This window comes from Nocardia sp. 348MFTsu5.1, from assembly GCF_000383535.1.
Lineage (GTDB): Bacteria > Actinomycetota > Actinomycetes > Mycobacteriales > Mycobacteriaceae > Williamsia > Williamsia faeni.
Map to the genome: position 1 here is coordinate 103,252 of NZ_KB911525.1, position 19,997 is coordinate 123,248.

General features: G+C 65.4%; 23 protein-coding genes. 15 read left to right on the plus strand and 8 right to left on the minus strand.

Annotation, left to right across the window (positions count from 1 at the left end; translation table 11 throughout):
- Nucleotides 1-42: 42 nt before the first annotated feature.
- A complete protein-coding gene (locus tag H290_RS0124520) occupies nt 43-717 on the minus strand; it encodes a Crp/Fnr family transcriptional regulator (protein WP_020109501.1) in 675 nt (224 codons plus the stop codon).
- A gap of 165 nt (nt 718-882) precedes the next feature.
- Nucleotides 883-1,134 carry a hypothetical protein gene (locus H290_RS0124525; RefSeq protein WP_020109502.1) on the minus strand — a complete coding sequence of 84 codons (252 nt, stop codon included), beginning with the start codon at nt 1,132-1,134 and terminating at the stop codon, nt 883-885.
- Nucleotides 1,135-1,378: 244 nt separating this feature from the next.
- Here H290_RS0124525 and nth point away from each other — a divergent pair, with 244 nt between their 5' ends.
- Genes nth through H290_RS0124545 form a run of 4 tightly spaced genes read left to right on the plus strand, consistent with a single transcriptional unit; the run spans nt 1,379 to nt 4,721 of the window.
- Nucleotides 1,379-2,059, plus strand: a complete 681-nt coding sequence (gene nth / locus H290_RS0124530; protein WP_081631708.1) for an endonuclease III — start codon at nt 1,379-1,381, stop codon at nt 2,057-2,059.
- A gap of 3 nt (nt 2,060-2,062) precedes the next feature.
- A complete protein-coding gene (locus H290_RS0124535) occupies nt 2,063-2,791 on the plus strand; it encodes a TlpA disulfide reductase family protein (RefSeq protein WP_020109504.1) in 729 nt (242 codons plus the stop codon).
- Entirely contained in the window at nt 2,788-3,522 is a 735-nt protein-coding gene (locus H290_RS29635) for a CoA pyrophosphatase (RefSeq protein WP_020109505.1), read from the plus strand. The genes H290_RS0124535 and H290_RS29635 overlap by 4 nt, the downstream gene beginning before the upstream one ends.
- On the plus strand, nt 3,522-4,721 hold the full coding sequence (locus H290_RS0124545) for a MarP family serine protease (protein WP_020109506.1): 1,200 nt from the start codon (nt 3,522-3,524) through the stop codon (nt 4,719-4,721). The genes H290_RS29635 and H290_RS0124545 overlap by 1 nt, the downstream gene beginning before the upstream one ends.
- Nucleotides 4,722-4,741: 20 nt before the next feature.
- Here the strand turns inward: H290_RS0124545 and H290_RS0124550 are convergent, their stop codons facing one another.
- Both H290_RS0124550 and H290_RS0124555 read right to left on the minus strand, forming a co-directional pair.
- The gene (locus tag H290_RS0124550) at nt 4,742-5,668 is read right to left on the minus strand and encodes an alpha/beta fold hydrolase (RefSeq protein ID WP_020109507.1); all 927 of its coding nucleotides are present in this window, start codon (nt 5,666-5,668) and stop codon (nt 4,742-4,744) included.
- Between the two features lie 3 nt (nt 5,669-5,671).
- The gene (locus tag H290_RS0124555; RefSeq protein WP_020109508.1) at nt 5,672-6,187 is read right to left on the minus strand and encodes a phage holin family protein; all 516 of its coding nucleotides are present in this window, start codon (nt 6,185-6,187) and stop codon (nt 5,672-5,674) included.
- Nucleotides 6,188-6,358: 171 nt separating this feature from the next.
- Between H290_RS0124555 and H290_RS0124560 the strand changes: the two genes are divergently transcribed.
- The gene (locus tag H290_RS0124560; protein ID WP_020109509.1) at nt 6,359-6,886 is read left to right on the plus strand and encodes an SRPBCC family protein; all 528 of its coding nucleotides are present in this window, start codon (nt 6,359-6,361) and stop codon (nt 6,884-6,886) included.
- A 13-nt stretch (nt 6,887-6,899) separates the two neighbouring features.
- Here H290_RS0124560 and H290_RS0124565 read toward each other — a convergent pair whose 3' ends face one another.
- Nucleotides 6,900-7,574 carry a response regulator transcription factor gene (locus H290_RS0124565; protein WP_020109510.1) on the minus strand — a complete coding sequence of 225 codons (675 nt, stop codon included), beginning with the start codon at nt 7,572-7,574 and terminating at the stop codon, nt 6,900-6,902.
- Nucleotides 7,571-8,752, minus strand: coding sequence for a sensor histidine kinase (locus H290_RS29640; protein ID WP_020109511.1), 1,182 nt, complete (start codon nt 8,750-8,752; stop codon nt 7,571-7,573). The genes H290_RS0124565 and H290_RS29640 overlap by 4 nt, the downstream gene beginning before the upstream one ends.
- Before the next feature lie 348 nt (nt 8,753-9,100).
- Between H290_RS29640 and H290_RS0124575 the strand changes: the two genes are divergently transcribed.
- A complete protein-coding gene (locus tag H290_RS0124575; protein WP_020109512.1) occupies nt 9,101-9,328 on the plus strand; it encodes a hypothetical protein in 228 nt (75 codons plus the stop codon).
- 15 nt (nt 9,329-9,343) lie between these two features.
- Here H290_RS0124575 and acs read toward each other — a convergent pair whose 3' ends face one another.
- On the minus strand, nt 9,344-11,287 hold the full coding sequence (gene acs / locus H290_RS0124580; RefSeq protein ID WP_028463660.1) for an acetate--CoA ligase: 1,944 nt from the start codon (nt 11,285-11,287) through the stop codon (nt 9,344-9,346).
- Between the two features lie 134 nt (nt 11,288-11,421).
- Between acs and H290_RS0124585 the strand changes: the two genes are divergently transcribed.
- Nucleotides 11,422-12,270: a LuxR C-terminal-related transcriptional regulator gene (locus H290_RS0124585; protein ID WP_020109514.1), complete on the plus strand. Its 849-nt coding sequence runs from the start codon at nt 11,422-11,424 to the stop codon at nt 12,268-12,270.
- Between the two features lie 131 nt (nt 12,271-12,401).
- On the plus strand, nt 12,402-13,127 hold the full coding sequence (locus H290_RS0124590; RefSeq protein ID WP_036520165.1) for a hypothetical protein: 726 nt from the start codon (nt 12,402-12,404) through the stop codon (nt 13,125-13,127).
- Nucleotides 13,128-13,596: 469 nt separating this feature from the next.
- Here H290_RS0124590 and H290_RS0124595 read toward each other — a convergent pair whose 3' ends face one another.
- Complete coding sequence (locus H290_RS0124595) at nt 13,597-14,433, minus strand: HAD family phosphatase (protein WP_020109516.1); 837 nt, start codon at nt 14,431-14,433, stop codon at nt 13,597-13,599.
- A gap of 403 nt (nt 14,434-14,836) precedes the next feature.
- On the opposite strand from H290_RS0124595, the gene ssd reads away from it, so the two are divergent.
- The 7 genes from ssd to H290_RS0124630 are packed head-to-tail and all read left to right on the plus strand — an operon-like array spanning nt 14,837 to nt 19,470.
- Nucleotides 14,837-15,904, plus strand: a complete 1,068-nt coding sequence (gene ssd, locus H290_RS29645) for a septum site-determining protein Ssd (protein WP_020109517.1) — start codon at nt 14,837-14,839, stop codon at nt 15,902-15,904.
- Nucleotides 15,901-17,097 (plus strand): TadA family conjugal transfer-associated ATPase, encoded by a 1,197-nt coding sequence (locus H290_RS0124605; protein WP_020109518.1) that lies wholly within the window; start codon nt 15,901-15,903, stop codon nt 17,095-17,097. Before ssd ends, H290_RS0124605 begins: the two co-directional genes overlap by 4 nt.
- Nucleotides 17,094-17,903 (plus strand): type II secretion system F family protein, encoded by an 810-nt coding sequence (locus H290_RS0124610; protein WP_020109519.1) that lies wholly within the window; start codon nt 17,094-17,096, stop codon nt 17,901-17,903. The genes H290_RS0124605 and H290_RS0124610 overlap by 4 nt, the downstream gene beginning before the upstream one ends.
- Nucleotides 17,900-18,502: a type II secretion system F family protein gene (locus tag H290_RS0124615; RefSeq protein WP_020109520.1), complete on the plus strand. Its 603-nt coding sequence runs from the start codon at nt 17,900-17,902 to the stop codon at nt 18,500-18,502. The genes H290_RS0124610 and H290_RS0124615 overlap by 4 nt, the downstream gene beginning before the upstream one ends.
- Before the next feature lie 45 nt (nt 18,503-18,547).
- Nucleotides 18,548-18,754 carry a DUF4244 domain-containing protein gene (locus H290_RS0124620; RefSeq protein ID WP_020109521.1) on the plus strand — a complete coding sequence of 69 codons (207 nt, stop codon included), beginning with the start codon at nt 18,548-18,550 and terminating at the stop codon, nt 18,752-18,754.
- Nucleotides 18,755-18,757: 3 nt separating this feature from the next.
- Nucleotides 18,758-19,114: a TadE family type IV pilus minor pilin gene (locus tag H290_RS0124625; RefSeq protein ID WP_036520150.1), complete on the plus strand. Its 357-nt coding sequence runs from the start codon at nt 18,758-18,760 to the stop codon at nt 19,112-19,114.
- Entirely contained in the window at nt 19,111-19,470 is a 360-nt protein-coding gene (locus tag H290_RS0124630; protein ID WP_020109523.1) for an Rv3654c family TadE-like protein, read from the plus strand. The genes H290_RS0124625 and H290_RS0124630 overlap by 4 nt, the downstream gene beginning before the upstream one ends.
- The last annotated feature ends 527 nt before the right edge of the window (nt 19,471-19,997 follow it).

A 19,997-nucleotide genomic window follows, 5' to 3' on the forward strand; every position in this document is an offset into this window, starting at 1 on the left:
CCCGCAGAACGCGGATGGAGCGGCTTTGTGTCGTTGTGTGCGTCAGCGAGCGCGGCGGGCCAGGCGCTCGGAGTCGGCGATCAGGACGCTCTTGCCCTCGAGACGGAGCCAGCCACGCTGCGCGAAGTCGGCCAGTGCCTTGTTCACGGTTTCGCGGGAGGCGCCCACCAGCTGGGCGATCTCTTCCTGGGTGAGGTCGTGGGTGACGCGCAGCGCGCCGGCCTCCTGGGTACCGAACCGCTGGGCCAGCTGCAGCAGCTGCTTGGCCACGCGTCCGGGAACGTCGGTGAAGATCAGGTCGGCGAGGTTGTTGTTCGTGCGGCGCAGGCGACGGGCCAGCACACGCAGGAGCTGCTCGGCGATCTCGGGGCGGTCGGCGATCCATGAGCGCAGGGCTTCACGGTCCATCGACACTGCGCGGACTTCGGTGACGGTCGTTGCCGACGACGTCCGGGGTCCCGGGTCGAAGATCGAGAGCTCACCGAACATGTCCGACGGTCCCATGATCGTGAGCAGGTTTTCGCGGCCATCCACCGACTTACGGCCGAGCTTCACCTTGCCGGACAAGACGATGTAGAGCCGATCTCCGGGCTCGCCCTCGTTGAAGATGATGTGACCGCGTGGGAAATCAACCGGCTGAAGCTGATTGGTCAGTGCCGCGACGGCGGTCGGTTCGACCCCTTGAAAAATGCCCGCCCGCGCGAGTACTTCCTCCACTTAAGCCCCTTCCTGAGGGTCCAGCCAGACCACGTTGAAACCTGAGAGTGCGCACACGGTTGGTGTTGTTGTGTTCGTCACCCGTCAAGCAGTCTACGGGTATGGACGCGAAATGCTGGTTGTTACCCCAACTAACGCCGACGGCCTGTCGCGACTCGAGCCGGTTTACTGGGTGACACGGATCGAATCGCCGGTTTCTGAGTTCGCGGGCGACCGCCGATCGCGGAATTCGTCGAGTGCGGCGGGAAAACCGTGCGTGGCCAGGGTGTCCAGTTGTTCGGGCTGCGCCGACTCCAGGAACTCCTCGACGTGTTCACCGCGAACGTTGAGACGTTCGAGCCGGCTCTCGAGTCGCTCCATCGCCAGAGCGAAGAGCATGAGAGCAGCCGGGAACAGAAGTACAGCGAGTCCGTGCATGGGGTGTAGTTAACACACCGAAGGTCTCAGAACAGACACAATCACCGCGCGACCGGCTGCGGAGAGCTGGTCGGAGGCGGAAATCGACCTGTCGACGGTGACGGAGCCCGACCGTGAAACCAGGGCATGTCGGGGCGCACCGTACTCTGAATTGGTGAGTTCGAAGGCAGGGGTCAAACGCGCCAAGACCGCGGCGCAGCGCGGCACCGAGACCCGCACAGGTCTGGTGCGACGCGCGCGTCGGATGGATCGCACCCTGCAGACCGCATTTCCGCACGTCTACTGCGAACTCGACTTCACCACGCCGCTGGAGTTGTCGGTGGCCACCATCCTGTCGGCGCAGTGCACCGATGTACGTGTGAACCTGACAACGCCGGCCCTGTTCAGTCGTTACCGCACTGCCGAGGACTACGCCGGTGCCGATCGCACCGAACTCGAAGAGATGATCCGGTCGACGGGTTTCTACCGGAACAAGGCCAACTCGATCATCGGACTCGGTCAGGCATTGGTCGAGCGCTTCGACGGGGAGGTTCCGTCGAATCTGCGTGACCTCGTGTCACTGCCCGGTTTCGGCCGCAAAACCGCCAACGTCGTCCTCGGCAACGCCTTCGGTGTGCCCGGGATCACGGTCGACACCCACTTCGGCCGGCTTGCGGCGCGCTGGAAGTGGACCGACGAGACCGATCCGGTAAAGATCGAGCACGCCGTCGGTGAGCTCATCGAACGCAAGAACTGGACCGACCTGTCGCATCGCGTGATCTTCCACGGCCGCCGTGTCTGCCACTCACGCAAACCCGCCTGCGGAGTGTGCGTGCTTGCGTCCGACTGTCCCTCGTATGGTCTGGGACCCACGGACAAGGCCGAGGCCGCAGTTTTGGTGAAGGGACCCGAGACCGACCACCTACTTGCACTGGCAGGTCTGTAGTCGATGTCTGATTCACCCGATCCGGGCGAGGCCCGGACAACTGAGCGGTCGCGTTTTGCTTTGTCGACATCTGCGCGATGGACGCTGGCTGCCCTGATCGTCGTGATGGCACTGATCGTTGCCATCTGGCCGCGGTCGTCACCGGATCCCGCGCCTGCGCCCACCGGGGCGTCGACGAACAGTACGAGCAAGCTCCCGGGTCTGCAGGCAAGTGTGTCCGACGACGACATGATCAAGGCCCGGGAGAAGGCCGGGTTGCAACCCTGCCCGGCCGAGCCCGGTCCGGCACCGGAGAACTCGGCACTCAAAGGTGTGTTGGTGCCGTGCCTGGCAGACGGATCGACCGTCGACCTCGGAGCCGCGACCGCGGGTACACCGATGCTGGTGAACGTGTGGGCGCACTGGTGTGGACCCTGCCGGGCCGAACTCCCGGTGATCGCCGACTACGCCGAGCAGGCCGGAGACCGGATCCGGGTACTGACCGTCCAGGGCAAAGAAGGGTCGGAGAACGTCTTCCTCTCCCTCAACCTGCTCGCCGAAATCGGTGTCAACCTACCGACCGTGGTCGATCCGGATGCGAAAATCGCTGCTGCCCTGGGGATTCCGCGGGTCTATCCGGCCACGGTTCTGGTGCGGGCGGACGGGACGGTCGCCGCGGTGCTGCCCACCGTCTTCGATTCCGTCGACGAGGTCTCCGCGGCCGTCGACAAATACCTGGGCGCAGCCACGTGACCCGGGTTCTGGTGCCGACCGGATCGGTCCCACCGTGGATGCGTGCGCTGACCGCAAACCTTGCCGGCGTCACGCAGTCGGTCGAAGATCGCGGCGGCATGACCGCACGACTGCTGCGTTCGGTGATGCCCGCCACCCGTCCCGCCGCGGTGCTGGTCTTGATCAGCGGCGACTGGAACGGTGACCCCACCCACCACGGCGGTGTCCCCGCCGATGCCACGGTGCTCCTGACCCAGCGCGCCAGCAGCCTGCGTAATCACGGCGGGCAGATCGCCTTTCCCGGTGGTACCCGCGATCCCGGCGACGACTTCCCGTTGGGCACCGCGATGCGCGAGGCCGAAGAAGAGACCGGACTCGATCCTTCAGGCGTCAGCCAACTGGCCTTACTCGACAAGTTCCCGGTTCCACCGTCGGGCTTCGAGGTGTCGCCGGTGATCGCCTACTGGACCGAACTCTCCGAGGTTGGTGTGGTCGATACCGGCGAGACCTCCAGGGTGGTTCGGGTGCCGCTGCGCGATTTGATCGATCCGCACAACAGGATTCAGGTCGAACGGATGATCGCCGGGACCCGCGCCTATCAGGCTCCGGCGTTCTGCGTCGACGGCATGCTCGTCTGGGGTTTCACCGGTGGCCTGCTGGCCGCGATCATCGAGGCGGCCGGCTGGGAGATCCCGTGGGACAAATCAGACGTCCGTGACCTAGACGAGGAGCTCGCCAAGGTGGGTCAGTGATGAGCGGATCCGCCTGGGTCGATGTGATCGTCATCGGCGTTGCCTTGCTCGCCGCCGCCTCGGGATACCGCCAGGGTGCGATGTCGTCTGCGATGGCGTTCATCGGTGTCCTGCTGGGCGCGGCGGCCGGGGTGCTGCTGGCGCCGCACCTGATCCGCAACATCGAAGACCAGCGCTGGCGCCTGATAGCGGGTGTCCTGCTGCTGGTCGCACTGGTGATCGTCGGCGAGATCTCGGGGATGGTCCTGGGACGGGCCGCCCGCAGCGGTATTCGGACGCTGTCGCTTCGGCGAATCGATTCGGTCGTCGGGTCGCTGCTGCAGGCGGTTGCGGTCCTGTTGGCCGCCTGGATTCTGGCCACCCCGATCAGCACGTCGGCGCAACCGGAGATCGCGGCTGCGGTCGGGGACTCCAAGGTCATCGAGGAGATCAACGAGATCGCGCCGACGTGGTTGCAGCGGGCGCCGCGCGAGTTCTGGGACATGTTCGACAGTTCAGGGCTCAAAGAGGCCATCGGACGGTACGGCCGGACACCGATCACCAGTGTCGATCCGCCCGATCCGGCGTTGCTCGACCAGCCCATCGTCGAACAGGTCCGCGGCAGTGTCGTCAAGGTCGAGGGCATCGCGGAGATCTGCGGGCAGGCGCTCGAAGGCAGTGGTTTCGTGGTCTCGCCCGAGCGGGTGATGACCAACGCACACGTGGTTGCGGGTACCAACACGCTTCAGGTGACGGCGTCCGACGACACTTTCGACGCGACGGTTGTCTACTTCGATCCACTCACCGACATCGCGGTTCTCGATGTCCCCGGACTGAAGGCGCCGGCGATGCGGTTCGCGGACGAGTTGGCCGAGACGGGAACCGATGCCATCGCGCTCGGATATCCCGAAGGTGGACCGTTCAATGCCAGCGCAGAGCGGGTCCGTGAGGTCATCCAGTTGCGCGGTCCGGGTATCTATCCGACCACGTCGGTCACCCGCGAGGTGTACACCGTGCGTGGTTCGATCCGGCAGGGCAATTCGGGCGGACCGTTGATCAATGCGGACGGCGAGGTGCTCGGTGTGGTGTTCGGAGCCGCCGAGGACCCGACCACCGAGACCGGCTTCGTGCTGACCGCGGATCAGGTCAAACCCGGCTTGGCGGAATCGGAACGCCTCAGCGCCGCGGTCGATACCCAGTCCTGCGTCCACGCGTCCTGAAAGGTCGTACGCAGCACGGGTCAGTTCGCGGCGAACTCGATCAGCCGGTGATTGACGTCGTCGGGTTGTTCCTGATGTGAATAGTGCCCCGCGTCGGGGATCTCGGTCAGTTCCAGCTTCGACGACCATTGGGCGCTCGCCTCGAGGGTCGATCGCTGGATGTAGTTGTCGACTTCACCCCGGATCGCGAGCGCCGGGATGTGCAGGCGCTTGTCCATGAGTTCGAGGAATTTGCTGCCGTCGGGACGGAACTGGGACCGGAAAGCCCACCGCTGATATTCGAGGCTGCAATGGGCGACGCCCGGAATCTGAATCGCAGAGCGGTTCCGGCGGGCGGTGTCGGAGAAGTCATCGGTGTCCAGCCATGCCGGACCGGAGTGCGCGCGAAGGAGCATTTCGGCCATCACGCCGTCGTCTTCGGTGAGGGCCCGCTCGGCGGTCCGGGGGATCTGGGCCTTGAGGAAGCCTTTGAGGAACGTCTTGCGCTGGTTCGATTCGCGCAGCGCGGCCGTCTTGAGAGCCTGGGGATGCGGGGAGGAGATCACCGCCATGGACCGGACCGACCGGGGATGCAGGGTGGCCGTCGCCCAGCAGACCAGGCCGCCGTCGGCATGGCCCACCAGGGTGGCTTCGGTGTGGCCCAGCGCTCGGATCAGGCCGTCGGTGTCACCGGCGAGGGTCCAGCCGTCGTAGCCGCGGGGAGGTTTGTCGCTGTCGCCGTAGCCGCGCAGATCCACGGCCACCGCCCGGTAGCCCGCCTCGGTGAACGCCTTCAGTTGGTGGCGCCAACTCCACCAGAACTCACCGAAGCCGTGCATGAAGAGAACCAGTGGCCGGTCGGTGCGCGGTGGCTCGACCTCGACCGCGTGTAACCGGACGCCGTTGGCCCGGACATCGACGTGGTGCCAGCCCGTGAACCGAACGGACGACGGATCAGGGGCGGGCAAACGTCAGCCTTTGTAGGGCTGGCTCGACTTGCGCAGGTCGGCGCCGGGCCGGACCTGTACGTCGTCGTGTCCGCCGGGCAGCACATCAGAGAGGTGATGGACGGAATCGATGGTCTTCGTGGGTCCGGTCATCCGTTTGAACACCTTGTAGCCGATGAGCCCGGTGATGATCGCGGCGACGAGCAGGATCAGGAAGACGATGCCGAACGCGGCCCACCGCGGCAGCCACTCGGAGAGCAGTTCGCCGAGGAACCAGAAAAAGAACAGGCTGGCGTAGAGCGCGACTGTGAGCGCCACGAGGATCAGGCCCGCGCCGACGGCTGCCTTCTTGGCCTCAGTTGTCAGTTCGGCCTTCGCCAGCGCGACTTCGGCGCGGAACAGCGTCGACAGGTGAGCCGTGGCATCTCTCACCAGCGTGCCGATACTCGGATCACCGCCGGGGCGCGCCTTGGGGTCGGACAACGGGATCGACGAGACGTTCGGCGGTACATCTCCCGAGGTGCGGTCGTCCAGCGTCACTGCTACTCCTCCATCTTCGGACAAGCGCCCGAGCCCACCCGGACGCTTGATCTTTCTTCTCGCCGGGGTTTGTAGAACCCTTATGTTGCCATGCCAGGATTGATCTCAGGCTCATCGGACCGTTCTCGCGCGAGTGGTCGAATCATGTGACCGACTCACCACTCGCCGGGAATGAATGCCATACGAAAGGCGAACATGCCCGCGTACCCGCTCGAACCGTTTGCTCTCGACTTCTTCGACATCGCGCCCGTCACCCATCGTTTCTCGGTCAACCTGCCGGTCAGCCCCGCAACGGCGTGGTCCGAGCTGACCCGGCAGAACACCCTCGACTGGTGCCGGATCATCAAATCGATCACCTTCACGTCCCCGGCACCCTATGGGGTCGGCACCACGCGGTCGGCCGAATTGGCGCCCGGATATGTGAAATTGTCGGAAAAATTCTTCTGCTGGGATGAGGATCCCGACGCCGGTAGATACCGCAATGCCTTTTATGTCGAGCAAGCCAACGTGCCGGGTCTCAAGGCGTTCGGTGAACTCACCGAGGTCGAACCCGCACCGATCGGCTGCCGATTCACCTGGTCGTTCGCCATCGAACTCGCGGGGGTGATGGCCAAGACCTCGAAATTTGCGAATCCGGTCTCCGCAAAGACGTTCGCCACCATCGAGACCGACACGGTCAAGCACTTCTCGAAGTTCTGAAGCCGAGTATTGATCAGCGGGCGCGTGGGCTGACCACGCCGTGGTCGAACGCGTAGACCACGGCTGCGGCGCGGTCGCGGACACCGAGTTTGTGGAAGATGTTGCCGACGTGGCTTTTGACGGTGACCACGGAGATCACCAGTTCGGCGGCGATCTCGTCATTCGACATTCCGCGGCCGATGAGGCCGAGGACCGCCGCTTCGCGTGATGTCAGGCGGTCCAGTGAGGGGTTGCCGGTGGCCGGTCCCGGTGCGGCCCGGTAGGTGTCGAGCACCCGTGCGGTGATCGCCGGGTCGAGTACGGCTTCGCCCTCGGCGACGATGCGTACCGCCCGGATCAACTCCTCGGCGGGCGAATCCTTCAACACGAATCCGGCCGCACCGGCGCGCAGTGCATCCGACAACAACTCCTCGTCCCGAAACGTGGTGAGGACCAGCACCGGTGGCGGACCGACGGTTGCGGCCAGTCGCCGGGTCGCGGTCATACCGCTGACCCGCTTCATCCGCAGGTCCATCACGACCACATCGGGCCGGAGGTCGGCCACTGCCTCGACGACCTCGTCGCCGTCGGAGCACTCGCCGATCACCTCGAATCCGTCCTTGCGGCGCAGGATCCGTCGCAGGCCGGATCGGATGAGGTCCTGATCGTCCACCAGGAGGACGCGTATCCGCGCCGCGTCACCGGTCACCGGGCACCGTCGCGTGCCAGGTCGGTGCCGGTCGAGAACGGCAGCACAGCGTTGACCTCCCAGGTGTCCTGGTTGGGTGCAGCGTGAAATCGCCCGCCCAGATGCTCTGTGCGCGAACGCATTCCGCTCAGACCGGAGCCGCCGGGCCGGCGGCGGGTATCGGGAGCGACCTTGTTGCGCACGCTGATCTGCAGGCTTCCCGCCGAATCGGGACCCACCTCGACGTCGACCGCCGCACCCGGGGCGTGCTTCGACGCGTTGGTCAGCGATTCCTGAACGATGCGGAACGTCGCGAGTTCGGTGGCGCTCGTCGGTGATCCACCGGGGTTGTCGTAGCGGAACCGGACGTCCTGTCCGGCGCGCTGGAATGACGAGACGAGTTCGTGGAGATCGTTCAATCCCGGTGTCGGACTGGCTGGTTCGGCGTCGGCGCGCAGCAACTCGATGGTCTGGCGGATGTCGGCCATGGCCGCGCGGCCCTGCTGCTCTGCGTCGAGTAATGCCGCGACGGCATCCGCGGTGTCGTTGTCCTCCTGTAACGCTCGCCGGGCACCGGTCACGTTCAGGAGCACGATGCTGAGCGAGTGTGCGATCACGTCGTGCACCTCGGTGGCGAGGGTGACACGGTCGAGTTGGAGCCGGGCCACCCGGGCCTGACGCTCCCGCACCAGCAATGCCAACTGCATTTGCAACAGATGTCCGACCGCCACACCGAAACACAGCATCGCAGCGATCAGCCATCCCTGTTCCACCGCTCCGATCGCGATTCCGTAGACGAGCACGCCGACGGTCATGACCATGTTGAAGGTGGTTTGCTTCCAGGTGCTGACCGCAGCATCGGTGGTGATGCCGAGAACAAGCAATAGGGTCGCGGCGTCGGCGTATGTCGGGAGCTGCCAAAAGAGGATCACCGAGATCACGGTGGCAATGACGAGCGCCGGGGTGAAAAGGGCTCGCTTCGTGACGAAGAGGCACGCGATGTGTGGAGCCGCGGCGAAACCGAACGCCATGGCCAGGATGATCCACTCCCAACCCGATGGGTGCTCGAGCACTCGTTGCACTGTCGCAAGGGCCGCGGTGAGCAGGATGGCGCCGTCGGCGATGACCATGTAGTACCAGGGGTACTGGTACCCCATCAACGCGAAGGCGCGTGCGTAGCGTGCAATCAACCATCGCATTGGCTGATTTTATCGGTTCGCGCCGGGGAAAACCTCCGTCCTGGGGAGGATCCTGTGCCCCTGCGGTGGTAGCCGCCGCAGAGCCGAACATCGCCCGGCACGGGTAATTCGCCCTGACGAATCGGGTAGTCCGCTACTCATGTCGAACGGTGGTCAGGGGTCGTAGCTTCAAAATGCGAACCGATGACAACCGATTTTGGTTTCCGGGGGAGGATGCTCCGCACCTGCGGCGGTAGGGGATGAAGATCCTCCCGGAGGTGGGTGACCTGCGGCTTTGTCGTCAATAGCGTTGTTGTTACCCCATCGGCGTTCCAGCAGGCGCCGATAGAACCCCCGAGGAGAGCGGCGATGTTCTGGATCCTGGTGTGCGTGGGTGTTGTGGTGATCTCGACGTGGCTGCCCAAAGGCGGCGACGGGCTGGACTTCCGGGGGCGCGAAGTTCGCGCTGCGCTCGCGAGGCGTGAGGCGCAGGAGGTGGCACAGATGCACAGAATCCGGCGGGCCCGGCGCCGTCGCGACCTGGCTGATTCGCTGCGGCGGGCCCGGACGACAACACACGCCGTCGCCCGGGCCTGAGCAGCTGAGGAACTCTCAGACCTTGTTGCCTCGGCGGATGTTGTCGAAGACCGTCGGGTCGACCAGAGTCGAGGTGTCGCCGAGTTCACGTCCCTCGGCCACATCCTTGAGCAGCCGGCGCATGATCTTGCCGGACCGCGTCTTCGGAAGTTCCGGAACCACGTGGATCTCCCGCGGCTTGGCGATGGGTGAGATGTCCTTCGAGACTTGGGCTTTGAGCTCGGTGATGAGCTGATCCCCGGTGTCTTCCTGGCCCTGGCGCAGGATGACAAAGGCGACGATGCCCTGGCCGGTGGTCGGATCGGCGGCACCGATGACGGCGGCCTCGGCGATGCTGTGATGGCCGACAAGTGCGGATTCGACTTCCGCAGTGGAGATTCTGTGCCCCGAGATGTTCATGACGTCGTCGATGCGGCCGAGAACCCAGAGCGCGTGATCGTCGTCGTAGCGGGCGCCGTCTCCGGCGAAATACCAGCCCTGGTCGGCGAACCGCGACCAGTAGGTCTCCCGGAAACGTTCGTCGTCGCGCCAGATTCCGCGGAGCATCGATGGCCACGGTTTGTCGAGGACCAGGAAGCCCTGTTCGCCGGCCCCTACCGACTTGCCTTGCTCATCAACGATATTCGCGCTGATACCGGGTAGCGGCGCCATCGCCGAGCCCGGCTTGGTCTCGGTGATACCGGGCAGTGGCGAGATCATGATGGCGCCGGTCTCGGTCTGCCACCAGGTGTCGACGATCGGGCAGCGCTCACCGCCGATGACCTCGTGGTACCAGCGCCACGCCTCGGGGTTGATCGGTTCACCGACGCTACCCAGCAGGCGCAGCGAGCTCAGGTCGTGGGCGTCGGGGATCTCGCGGCCCCACTTCATGAAGGTCCGGATCAGGGTCGGGGCGATGTAGTAGGTGCTGACCTTGTATTGCTCGATGATCTCGAAGTGGCGATGTTCGTTGGGGGAGTTGGGAGTTCCCTCGTAGATGACTTCCGTCGCACCGTTCGACAATGGGCCGTAGACCAGGTAGCTGTGTCCGGTGACCCAGCCGATGTCGGCGCCACACCAGAACACGTCCTCCCCGGGCTTGTGGTCGAAGACGTTGTGGAAGGTGTAGCTGACCTGGGTCAGGTACCCGCCGGTGGTGTGCACGATGCCCTTGGGCTTGCCGGTGGTTCCGGAGGTGTACAGCAGGAACAACGGATGCTCGGCGTCGTGTGCCTGCGGGGTGTGCGCGGTGTCGGACTTGGCGACGGTTTCGTGCCACCAGAGGTCGCGGCCGTCGGTCCAGTTGATGTCGGAGTCCGTGCGGTTCACGACCAGCACGTGCTCGACGGACTTCGCGGCGTCATCACCGCTGCCGAGGGCTTCATCGACGGCGGCCTTCAGTGGTGCGGGCTTGCCGCGCCGGTACTGGCCGTCGGTGGTGACAACCAATTTCGCTTCGGCATCGTCGACGCGTGAACGCAGGGCACCGGCGGAGAATCCGGCAAAGACCACCGAGTGCGTCAGTCCGAGGCGGGCGCAGGCCAGCATCGTGATGATCGCTTCGGGAACCATCGGCATGTAGATGGCCACCCGGTCGCCCGACACCAGGCCGATCTCGGTGAAGTAGTTGGCGGCCTGGGAGACCTCGGCCAGCAGCTGGTCGTAGGTGACGTCGCGGGAGTCGCCCGGTTCGCCGACCCAATGGATCGCGACGCGGCTGCCGTTGCCGGCTTCCACATGACGGTCCACGCAGTTGTAGGCGACGTTGAGTTTCCCGCCGACAAACCATTTCGCAAACGGGGCGTCGGACCAGTCGAGGACATCGGTGAAGTCGGTGTCCCAGTGCAGACGGCGTGCCTGCTCGGCCCAGAATGCGAGGCGGTCGGCCTCGGCGGCCTGCTCGAGTTCGGGTCCCGCATTTGCTTGCGAGACGAACTCGGCCGATGGGGGATATACCGCTTGTGCAGTGCCTTCGCTCATTATTTCCCTTTCGCTCTGGGTGGTCCGCGCGCCGATCTCACCGGTGATGCGGGCGTGATCGGCTACCACTGTGTTGTGCACCACATCATGTCTCCGGCATCATCAACTGACATAGCCCCGAAAGTGGATAGTGCATGAGCGTTGACAACACGGTCCTCCGCCCCAGCGATCACGAGCTGGTGCGGGCTACGAGTGCGCGCTTTCGCAAGGTGACCGGTACGCCGGTGGTCTTTGCGGGGCTGCGTGATCAGGACGCGATCGCGGTGACGGCGTCGGTCGGGCACATGACCCCGGCCCTGCGCACCATCCGCGTGACCCCTCAGCGAGGTCTCGGCGGACTCATCTGGCTGAACAAACGCGCGATCCTGGTGCGCGACTACGGCTCGGCTGACGAGATCACACACGATTTCGACGACCAGATCCTCGGCGAGGGGATCACCGACCTGGCGGCCGCACCGATTGTGGTGGACGGGTCGGTGCGCGGTCTGCTGTACGCCGGATGGCGTGGTCAGGGCCCGCTGGGCGACGACGTGGTGCAGGCGTTGACCGTCGAAGCCGGCCGGGTGGCGACTGAGCTGCGGACGCGCGACGAGGTGGACCGCCGGGTTGCCGCCATGACCGCCCGCACCCAGGCCGAACAGGCGGAGGCGTCGGCGCTCGATTGGATGAATGAGCTGCGTGACATCGCCACGGTGTCGTCCGACGAAGATTCTCGTCGCCGGATCCTGGAGCTCGTGGACCAGATTGCCGGGGGCAAGCAGCGTGGGGCCGAGCCGTCGATCCCGCTGACCCCTCGTCAGCTGGAGGTGTTATCGCTGGTGGCGATGGGTTTCGGTAATCGGGTGGTGGCCGACCGGCTGGGGCTGACGGTGGACACGGTGAAGACGTATCTGCGTGCCGCGATGGTCCGCCTCGGTGCCCACAACCGGCACGAGGCAGTGGTGAAGGCGCGTAGCGCGGGCCATGCCCTCGAGCTGCCCTGACTCCGCTGCTCTGACTGAGCTGTTCTGACTCCGCTGCTCTGACGACCGGGGGAGATGCTCTGATTCCGGCTCGGATGTCGGGCCGCGTACGCTGACCTGTCGTGACCGATCCGCTGGCTCCCCTGTTCGAGATGCCGGGTGTCGCCGCGGCCGCCGACCGTGCGCGCGATGCGCTGGCCGCCGCACACCGGCACCCCGCCAACCTGCGTGGATGGGATAAGACAGCCACCGAGGCGTCGTGGCGGGCCGGACGGTCATCAGCCGCAATCGATGGCGGCAGCGTTGAACTCGTCCGCGATGGCGACTTCGACGATCCGATACTGGCGGGTGCGATGCGGGTGGCACAGGCGCTCGACGGCGATTCGTTGCCGCAGATGGTCGGTGTCTGGACACGTGCGCCGTTGCAGACGCTGGCGCGCCTTCACGTGCTGGCGGCCGCGGACATCACCGATGATCAGCAGCTCCTGGGCCGTCCGCGCGCCGACGCCGAACTCGGGCAGCGACTGGACATTCTCGCCCAACTGATCACCGGAGCCACGAAGGCGCCGGCGCCGGTCCTGGCGGCCGTCGTGCATGCCGAGTTGCTGTCGCTCGAACCTTTCCGACACGCCAACGGAGTGGTGGCCCGGGCGGCGTCGCGGCTGATCTGTGCGAGCACCGGACTCGATCCGCACAACCTCGGAGTCCCCGAGGTGACATGGTTCAAGCGGGTTTCCGAATACCGCGACTTGTCGAACGGGTTCGGTGCCGGTGATCCCGAGGCGATCCGCCGGTGGCTGATGCTCAGCTGTGAAGCGCTGGAAGCTGGTGCCGCAGAAGCGATGTCGATCGCAGAAGCCGCGCGCCCGCGCAAGTAGGGGGTCCAGACAACGCACTGCGGGCGGCTCTCTGGCCCGACGTTCCTTGAGAACGTGGGGCCAGATCGCCGCCCGCTAGCACGGATCCGAGTTACCAAGCGTGCTTTGGTGGTTGTGTGGGATGACCTAGGCGAAGTTGTTCGGCGCTGTGTCCACATGCGCTCCCACCCAAAGGAACTCACCTGAACTCGGCGCGAATCTCGCAGGTCCACTACCTGTTGCCTCCCGCGGCGTGCTGCGCGTGGGTGCTCGACATCCGTGCTGGGAGTGCGCGGTCAGGAGTCCGTTCCTTCTCTTCCGGTCCGAACTTGGCGTTCCGCGCTTTCCGTAACTACTTTCTACACCGTGACAACGGTCACATCAAGGGTTCTCCGGCCTCGAATTCAGAATAGTTTCGTCCGTTGCGGCTGAACATATTTCGTGTAGTGTGCCGCCAACTTTCGCGTCCGTGCACCGGGGTGTTCCGCGCTCAGTGGCGCTTGCGATGCAGGATCGTATAGGTGAGTGCGCCGGCCACCACGGCACTCAAACCGACTGCGGCAGAGGCGGTTACCGTTGGCGACGGGGTCGACGGGAGGCGATCGCGGAGCGAGACGGGCTTGGTGAACGACAACATCGGCCAACCGCGCTCGCCGGCCTCGCGCCGCAGGTTGCGATCGGGATTGATGACGGTCGGATGACCGACGGCACTGAGCATCGGCAGGTCGGTTATCGAATCGGAATATGCGAAGCATTGGGATAGGTCGTAGCCGACCGATCCGGCGATGTCATTCATCGCCACCACCTTCTCCTCGCCGTAACAGTAGAAGTCCATCACCCCGGCATATTTACCGTCGACGACCTTCATCCGGCTGGCCATCGAATAGTCGGCGCCCAGCATCTCGCCGATGGGTTCGACGATCTCGGCGCCCGACGCCGACACGATCACCACGTCATGACCACGTGCCTTGTGCCCCGCGATGAGGTCGGCGGCCTCCGCGAAAACCAGGGGGTGGACGATGTCGTGCAGCGTCTCGCGGACGATCGAGGAGACCTGTTCGACGTCCCATCCGGTGCACATCTCGGTCACGTGCTTGCGCATTCGCTCGACCTGGTCGTGGTCGGCGGCCGAGAGCAGGAACATGAACTGTGCGTACGACGATTTGAGGACCGAACGCCGGTTGATCAGGCCCTGGTCGAAGAACGGGCGCGAAAAAGCGAGTGAACTGGACTTGGCGATGATCGTCTTGTCGAGGTCGAAGAAAGCTGCGATCGGTGCGCCGGTCGAGGGTTGTGATCCATCGTCGGCCGGCCGGAATGCTGTCACCCGTCGAGGGTACGTCCAGGGCAGGGGCGAGGGAAGATTCAGTTGTTTGGAGTACGCCGATCGACGTCTGGGTTCGCTTGGAGACACCAGGTAAGGCCAATGGTTGAAGTTGCAATCAATCGTGGAATTTTGTGTATAGTCGTCATTACCCGGACTAGATCCGGGGCTTTCAGCCCGACCCCCCGGGGCTGAACGCGACGACCCTGGCCTCCTCCCCCCCTGGCCGGGGTCGTCCCCATTTCTGGGTGTTTGGTCATCTGAGCCACACTCTCGCCACATTTGTCTACCAGCGGTTTCGTGCACTGCAGGCGCAGTTGTCCACAGTTCCGGTGCCGACTAACAACCACTGCTGAACCCGGTGATTTCGGGCGATACCCGGGTACACCGGCCGCCACAGTGAGGCATGACCGAAACTCCCCGGGTGCTCGCGATGGTGTCACCGGACCTATCCGATGATGTCGAGCGGGTCGCGGCAGCATCCGGCTATCAGATGATGCGTGCACGTCCCGATCACTGCCGCCGGGAATGGGCAGAGGCGACTGCCGTACTCGTCGACGCCTCCACCGTCGATGAGACGCTCGCGGCCGGTTTGCCCCGCCGCAACGGGCTGATGGTTGTCGGTGTCACCGGGGATGGACCGAACATGTGGCGAAGCGCGCTGGCGCTCGGCGCCGGTCACGGATTTGTACTGCCGGACGACGAACATGCGGTGGTCCAGGCCTTGTCGAGGATCCGCCGACCCACTGGCCCCGAAGGGATCGCCATCGCGGTGATCGCCGGACACGGCGGCGCCGGCGCGTCCACACTCGCCGCGGGCATCGGGTTGGTCGCCTGCGAGCGCGGCCACGGCGGTCTGTTACTCGACCTCGACGAGCTCGGTGGCGGCCAGGACCTGCTGCTCGGTGTCGAGGATCATCCCGGATTGCGTTGGCAGGAACTGACTTTGGAGGGTGGGCAAGTTGTTGCCGAATCCCTTCACACCGCCTTGCCGCATGCGCGGGGAGGCCTGGCCGTCCTGGCCGGTCGCCGCGGTGCACCCGCTCCGGTCCGGCCCGAAGCGGCACTCGCCGCGATCGATGCCGCGCGGGGCAACGGCGACGTGGTGATCGTCGATGTGCCCCGTCGCGGTGATGACGTGGTCTCGGCTGTGGTCGAGGCGGCCGACCTCGTCGTGCTGGTCTGCGGTGCCACTGTCCGGGCATGCGCCGCCGGACGCGAGATGGCGTCGCGTCTGAGTGCTCGTGCCGGTCGGGTGGAAGTGGTGGTCCGCGGACCGTCGCCGGGTGGGCTTCGCGCCGGCCAGGTGGCGCAGGTTCTCGGATTGCCACTACTCACGGCCGCACGGCCCGATTCCCGGCTCGCCCGCGACCTCGAGTCGGGCGGACTGTTGTTGGCGCGGCGGTCACCGCTCCGTCGTTGCGCGGTCGCGGTTCTGGATCGCGCGGAGGTACTCCGGGGGTCGGGGCGATGAATGATCCGACTGCGTCGACGGCGTCCAACCGCAACCAACTGCTGACGCGGGTACGCGAGCGACTGGCGGCAACCGCACAGGATCCGACACCCGAGGTGATGGCCGCCGTCGTGCGTGCCGAAGCCGGTGGGGTACTCGGCGATACCGATCTACTCGACGCGCTCCGATTTCTGCAGACCGAACTCGTCGGCGCCGGCCGCCTCGAGGATCTGCTGGCCGGGCCGGGCGTCAACGACATCCTGGTGGTCGGTCCGCGGGCGGTCTGGGTCGACCAGGGACGCGGACTTCGGTTGTCGGACATCGAGTTCGAGGATGATGACGCGGTCCGGCGACTGGCCATGCGGTTGGCACTGGCCGCCGGCAAGCGACTCGATGATGCCCAGCCCTGGGTTGATGGCCAGCTGTCCGGGCTCGGTCGGCGGGGGTACAGCGTTCGACTGCACGCGGTCATCCCGCCGATCGCCGTCGACGGGACGTGTCTGTCGCTGCGGGTACTGCGGCCGGCAACGCAGAATCTCGGCGCACTGGTGTCGTCCGGTGCCATCGTCCCTGAGGCGGCGACACTTCTGGAAACGATCATCGATGCCCGGCTCGCCTTTCTGGTCGTCGGTGGGACCGGCGCCGGAAAGACCACTCTTTTGTCAGCGCTGCTCGGGCGGGTCGATCCGTCCGAACGCATCCTCTGCGTCGAAGATGCCGTGGAGCTCGCACCGCAGCATCCCCATGTCGTGCGACTGGTGGCCCGCACCCCCAATGTAGAAGGGGCAGGCGAGGTCCCGGTCCGGGCGCTGGTGCGCCAAGCGCTCCGAATGAGACCGGACCGGATCGTGGTCGGTGAGGTACGGGGTGCCGAGGTCGTGGATCTGCTGACCGCGATGAACACCGGTCACGACGGTGGTGCCGGCACATTGCACGCAAACTCGACCGCCGAGGTACCGGCCCGGATGGAAGCCCTCGCCGCACTCGGCGGCATGGACCGTCCCGCACTGCACAGCCAGCTCGCGGCCGCAATCTCGGTGGTGATCGGGGTCTTCCGCGATTCGAACGGCGATCGGGGTGTCGGCGAGATCGGGATGCTGCGGCGCGGTGCCGACGGTCTGGTGAACGTGGATGCGGTCTGGCGTCGCCGCGGCGGGTTCACCCCTGCCGCCGCGGACCTGGCCGCACTCCTTGCCGGCAGGCTCGTCCGGTGAGCGCGATCCTCGCGGCGGTCGCGTTGATGGTTCTGCTCTGGCCCCGGACCCGCGCACAGACCAGGAGCCTTGCCTTGAACGTTCCGGTCGGAGATCGACCGCCGCGGTCGGCCGAGGACTTTGTTGCAGTTGCGGTGGTCGGGCTTCCGGTTGCAGTGCTGGTGATCGTCGGGATGTCCGCCGGGATCGCCGCATCCATGGCCTCGGGGATGGCCTATCTGCTGTATCGCGGAAGACGTCGGGAACGGGATGTGGCAGACGAACTAGCCGCGCTCCTGGCGGCGCTCGAGGTGATGATCGCCGAATTGCGCGTGGGTGCTCATCCCGCACACGCGTGCCGGCAAGCGGCCGAGGATGCCGGAGGACCGCGGCGATCGGCGGTGGCCGAGACGCTGTCGATGATGGCCGGGCGGTCCACACTGGGGGGAGATGTCGCAGGCGGAATCGAGAAGGCGGACGTTCGTGATCCACAGGCCTGGTCCCGGATGGCCGTGGCCTGGCGGACCGCCGAACAATACGGGTTGCCCATCGCTGAACTGCTGACATCGGTTCGGTCAGACCTGCTCGCGCGCAGCCGATTCCGTGAGCGGACGCGGGCGGCACTGGCCGGCGCCAAAGCGACAGCGATGGTGCTGGCTCTGCTCCCGGTTTTGGGAATCGGGCTCGGGCAGGCGATCGGAGCGTCGCCGCTGACTGTCCTGCTCGGGGGAGGACTCGGAGGCATTCTCCTGGTTGTCGGTGTTGCGCTGGTGTGTGCGGGCTTGTTGTGGTCGAGGCGAATCGTCGGGAAGGTTGTCGGGTCATGACGGGCTGGATGGTGGCAGCCCTGACGTGCGCGGCGGCCATTCTTCTGTGGCCCAAACCCGAGTGGATCACGTATCGGGTTCTTGGCCCACCGGTCCGGCGTGAACGCAATCGTGATCCGCGCTGGCTCGGCGTGAAGCCCCAGGCCGACGATCCGTTCGCCGCGGCAGCCGGCTACGACCTGTTTGCGGTCTGCCTGCGCGCGGGCCTGCCAGTCGGCATGGCCGCACGGGTGGTCTCGGAATCCGCACCACCGGCACTCGCCCGCACCCTCGCGCAGGCTGCCGACCTGCTGTCGCTGGGTGCAGACCCGGCTCAAGCCTGGGCAGTTCCCGATTCCGCAGATCCCTCCGCGCAGGCGCTGGCTTCGATGGCCCGGCGGTCAGCGAGGGCCGGGTCGTCGCCGGTACGTGGGCTCGCCGAATTGGCGGATAGCCGAAGAGGTGAGGCGCAGGACCGGGCCGCCGCCGCAGCCGAGCGCGCTGGGGTGGCGATCAGCGGACCACTGGGTTTGTGCTTCCTCCCTGCGTTTGTGTGTTTGGGGATAGTGCCGGTGGTCATCGGGCTGGCCGGGCCGGTCTTCGGTGGCGGGCTGATGTGAGACCTGCCGCGGAGAATCCGCGGCACGGATAGGGGAGGAAACGAAATGATCAACAGGATGATTCGCGAGGTCAAGGTACGGACTGCACTGCTGATGACCGATGACAGCGGCATGAGTACGGCCGAATATGCAATCGGAACGATCGCGGCGGCAGCTTTTGGGGCGATCCTCTACACAGTGGTGACCGGCGACAACATCGTGACTGCGCTGACGGGGATCATCAACAAGGCGCTCCAAACCACGGTCGGCTGAGCCATGCGACGGCGGGGATTGCCGGCCGATGACCGGGGGATGGTGACGATCGAGGCGGCGTTTGCGATTGCCTCGATCGTCGCGGTGGTGGTGATCTCCGTGGTCGGGGTGGCCTCGGTGGCCGCCCATATCCGCTGCATCGATGCCGCGCGCGAGGTTGCACGCATTGCAGCGCAGGGAGATTCGGTCAGGGCCCGGGATGTGGGCAGGCAAGTGGCTCCGCGAGGTGCCACGGTGACCCTGCGCGCCGAAGGGACGGTGGTGGAGGCCCGGGTGCGGGTGTCGGTGCCGTTGTTGACGATGCTCGACGTCAGTGCCACGGCAGTGGCGGCACTAGAGCCCGTCGGTGCGGATCAATGAACCTACTCCGCGACGACCGTGGATCGGCGACCGTTGTCGGGGCCATGGTCATCTCCGGCCTGATTGCTGTGGTTCTACTGATTATCTATGTGGGAGCGGCTATTTCGGCTCGTCACCAGACCCAGTCGGCGGCTGACCTCGCTGCACTGGCCGCAGCGCAGCGCCTGGTGATGGGTGAATCCGATCCATGTGGGGCAGCCCGCGACATCGCAACCCGGATGTCCGCATCGGTGAAAGAGTGCCGGGTCCTGGGCGGTGACGTTGTGGTCACCGCCCAGGTCGCAGTGGAAATCGGCACCTTCGGACTCCGGACATCACGCGCCACCGCCCGTGCCGGACCTTCGGAACCGGGATGAAGGTGGAGCAGTGCATTCCAGGCTGACTACTTCTTCGTCCGGTCCAGTGGCCACGGTCACAGGAAGGAGGCGCCGTGGCTATGGAGGCACCAGATACCGCTGGCCTGCAGTGATGTAAATGAAAACCCGCGCAGACCAGGCGATTTGACGGTGGGTGTGGTGGTCCCGTAACTTTTGTCGAGTCAGCGAGTGAGGCACTGGAGAGCAAGTCGCCGGGGCCGGTAACACCGACAGGGATTCTTTCCTTGAAGGAACAACGTTGACCGCCCAAGTTATGAATCAGATCCGCTTTCGAGTGGGGTGTTTCAGCGCGGGTGGTGACGGACCGCGAAATGCGGCGAGTTGCGGGCCGGATGTGAGTCGGGTAAGCTTGAAAAGTTGCCTCGGAAACGAGACAGCTTGCGGTAAGACAACAAATGTATCCCTTCCAGGATGGCATCTCAGTGTGGGTGTCGAAGTTGGTTGTGGGTGTGTTCTTTGAGAACTCGATAGTGTGTCGATGGATTGTTAGTGCCAATTTAGGTGCT

Coding starts and splice junctions, on each gene's coding strand:
- H290_RS0124545 (WP_020109506.1), top strand. CDS start 3,522: ATGAGCGGATCCGCCTGGGTCGATGTGATCGTCATCGGCGTTGCCTTG.
- H290_RS0124590 (WP_036520165.1), top strand. CDS start 12,402: ATGCCGGGTGTCGCCGCGGCCGCCGACCGTGCGCGCGATGCGCTGGCC.
- H290_RS29640 (WP_020109511.1), bottom strand. CDS start 8,752: ATGCGATGGTTGATTGCACGCTACGCACGCGCCTTCGCGTTGATGGGG.
- nth (WP_081631708.1), top strand. CDS start 1,379: ATGGATCGCACCCTGCAGACCGCATTTCCGCACGTCTACTGCGAACTC.
- H290_RS0124585 (WP_020109514.1), top strand. CDS start 11,422: ATGAGCGTTGACAACACGGTCCTCCGCCCCAGCGATCACGAGCTGGTG.
- H290_RS0124630 (WP_020109523.1), top strand. CDS start 19,111: ATGAACCTACTCCGCGACGACCGTGGATCGGCGACCGTTGTCGGGGCC.
- H290_RS0124620 (WP_020109521.1), top strand. CDS start 18,548: ATGATCAACAGGATGATTCGCGAGGTCAAGGTACGGACTGCACTGCTG.
- acs (WP_028463660.1), bottom strand. CDS start 11,287: ATGAGCGAAGGCACTGCACAAGCGGTATATCCCCCATCGGCCGAGTTC.
- H290_RS0124575 (WP_020109512.1), top strand. CDS start 9,101: ATGTTCTGGATCCTGGTGTGCGTGGGTGTTGTGGTGATCTCGACGTGG.
- H290_RS0124625 (WP_036520150.1), top strand. CDS start 18,758: ATGCGACGGCGGGGATTGCCGGCCGATGACCGGGGGATGGTGACGATC.
- H290_RS0124615 (WP_020109520.1), top strand. CDS start 17,900: ATGACGGGCTGGATGGTGGCAGCCCTGACGTGCGCGGCGGCCATTCTT.
- H290_RS0124560 (WP_020109509.1), top strand. CDS start 6,359: ATGAATGCCATACGAAAGGCGAACATGCCCGCGTACCCGCTCGAACCG.
- H290_RS0124605 (WP_020109518.1), top strand. CDS start 15,901: ATGAATGATCCGACTGCGTCGACGGCGTCCAACCGCAACCAACTGCTG.
- H290_RS0124525 (WP_020109502.1), bottom strand. CDS start 1,134: ATGCACGGACTCGCTGTACTTCTGTTCCCGGCTGCTCTCATGCTCTTC.
- H290_RS0124535 (WP_020109504.1), top strand. CDS start 2,063: ATGTCTGATTCACCCGATCCGGGCGAGGCCCGGACAACTGAGCGGTCG.
- ssd (WP_020109517.1), top strand. CDS start 14,837: ATGACCGAAACTCCCCGGGTGCTCGCGATGGTGTCACCGGACCTATCC.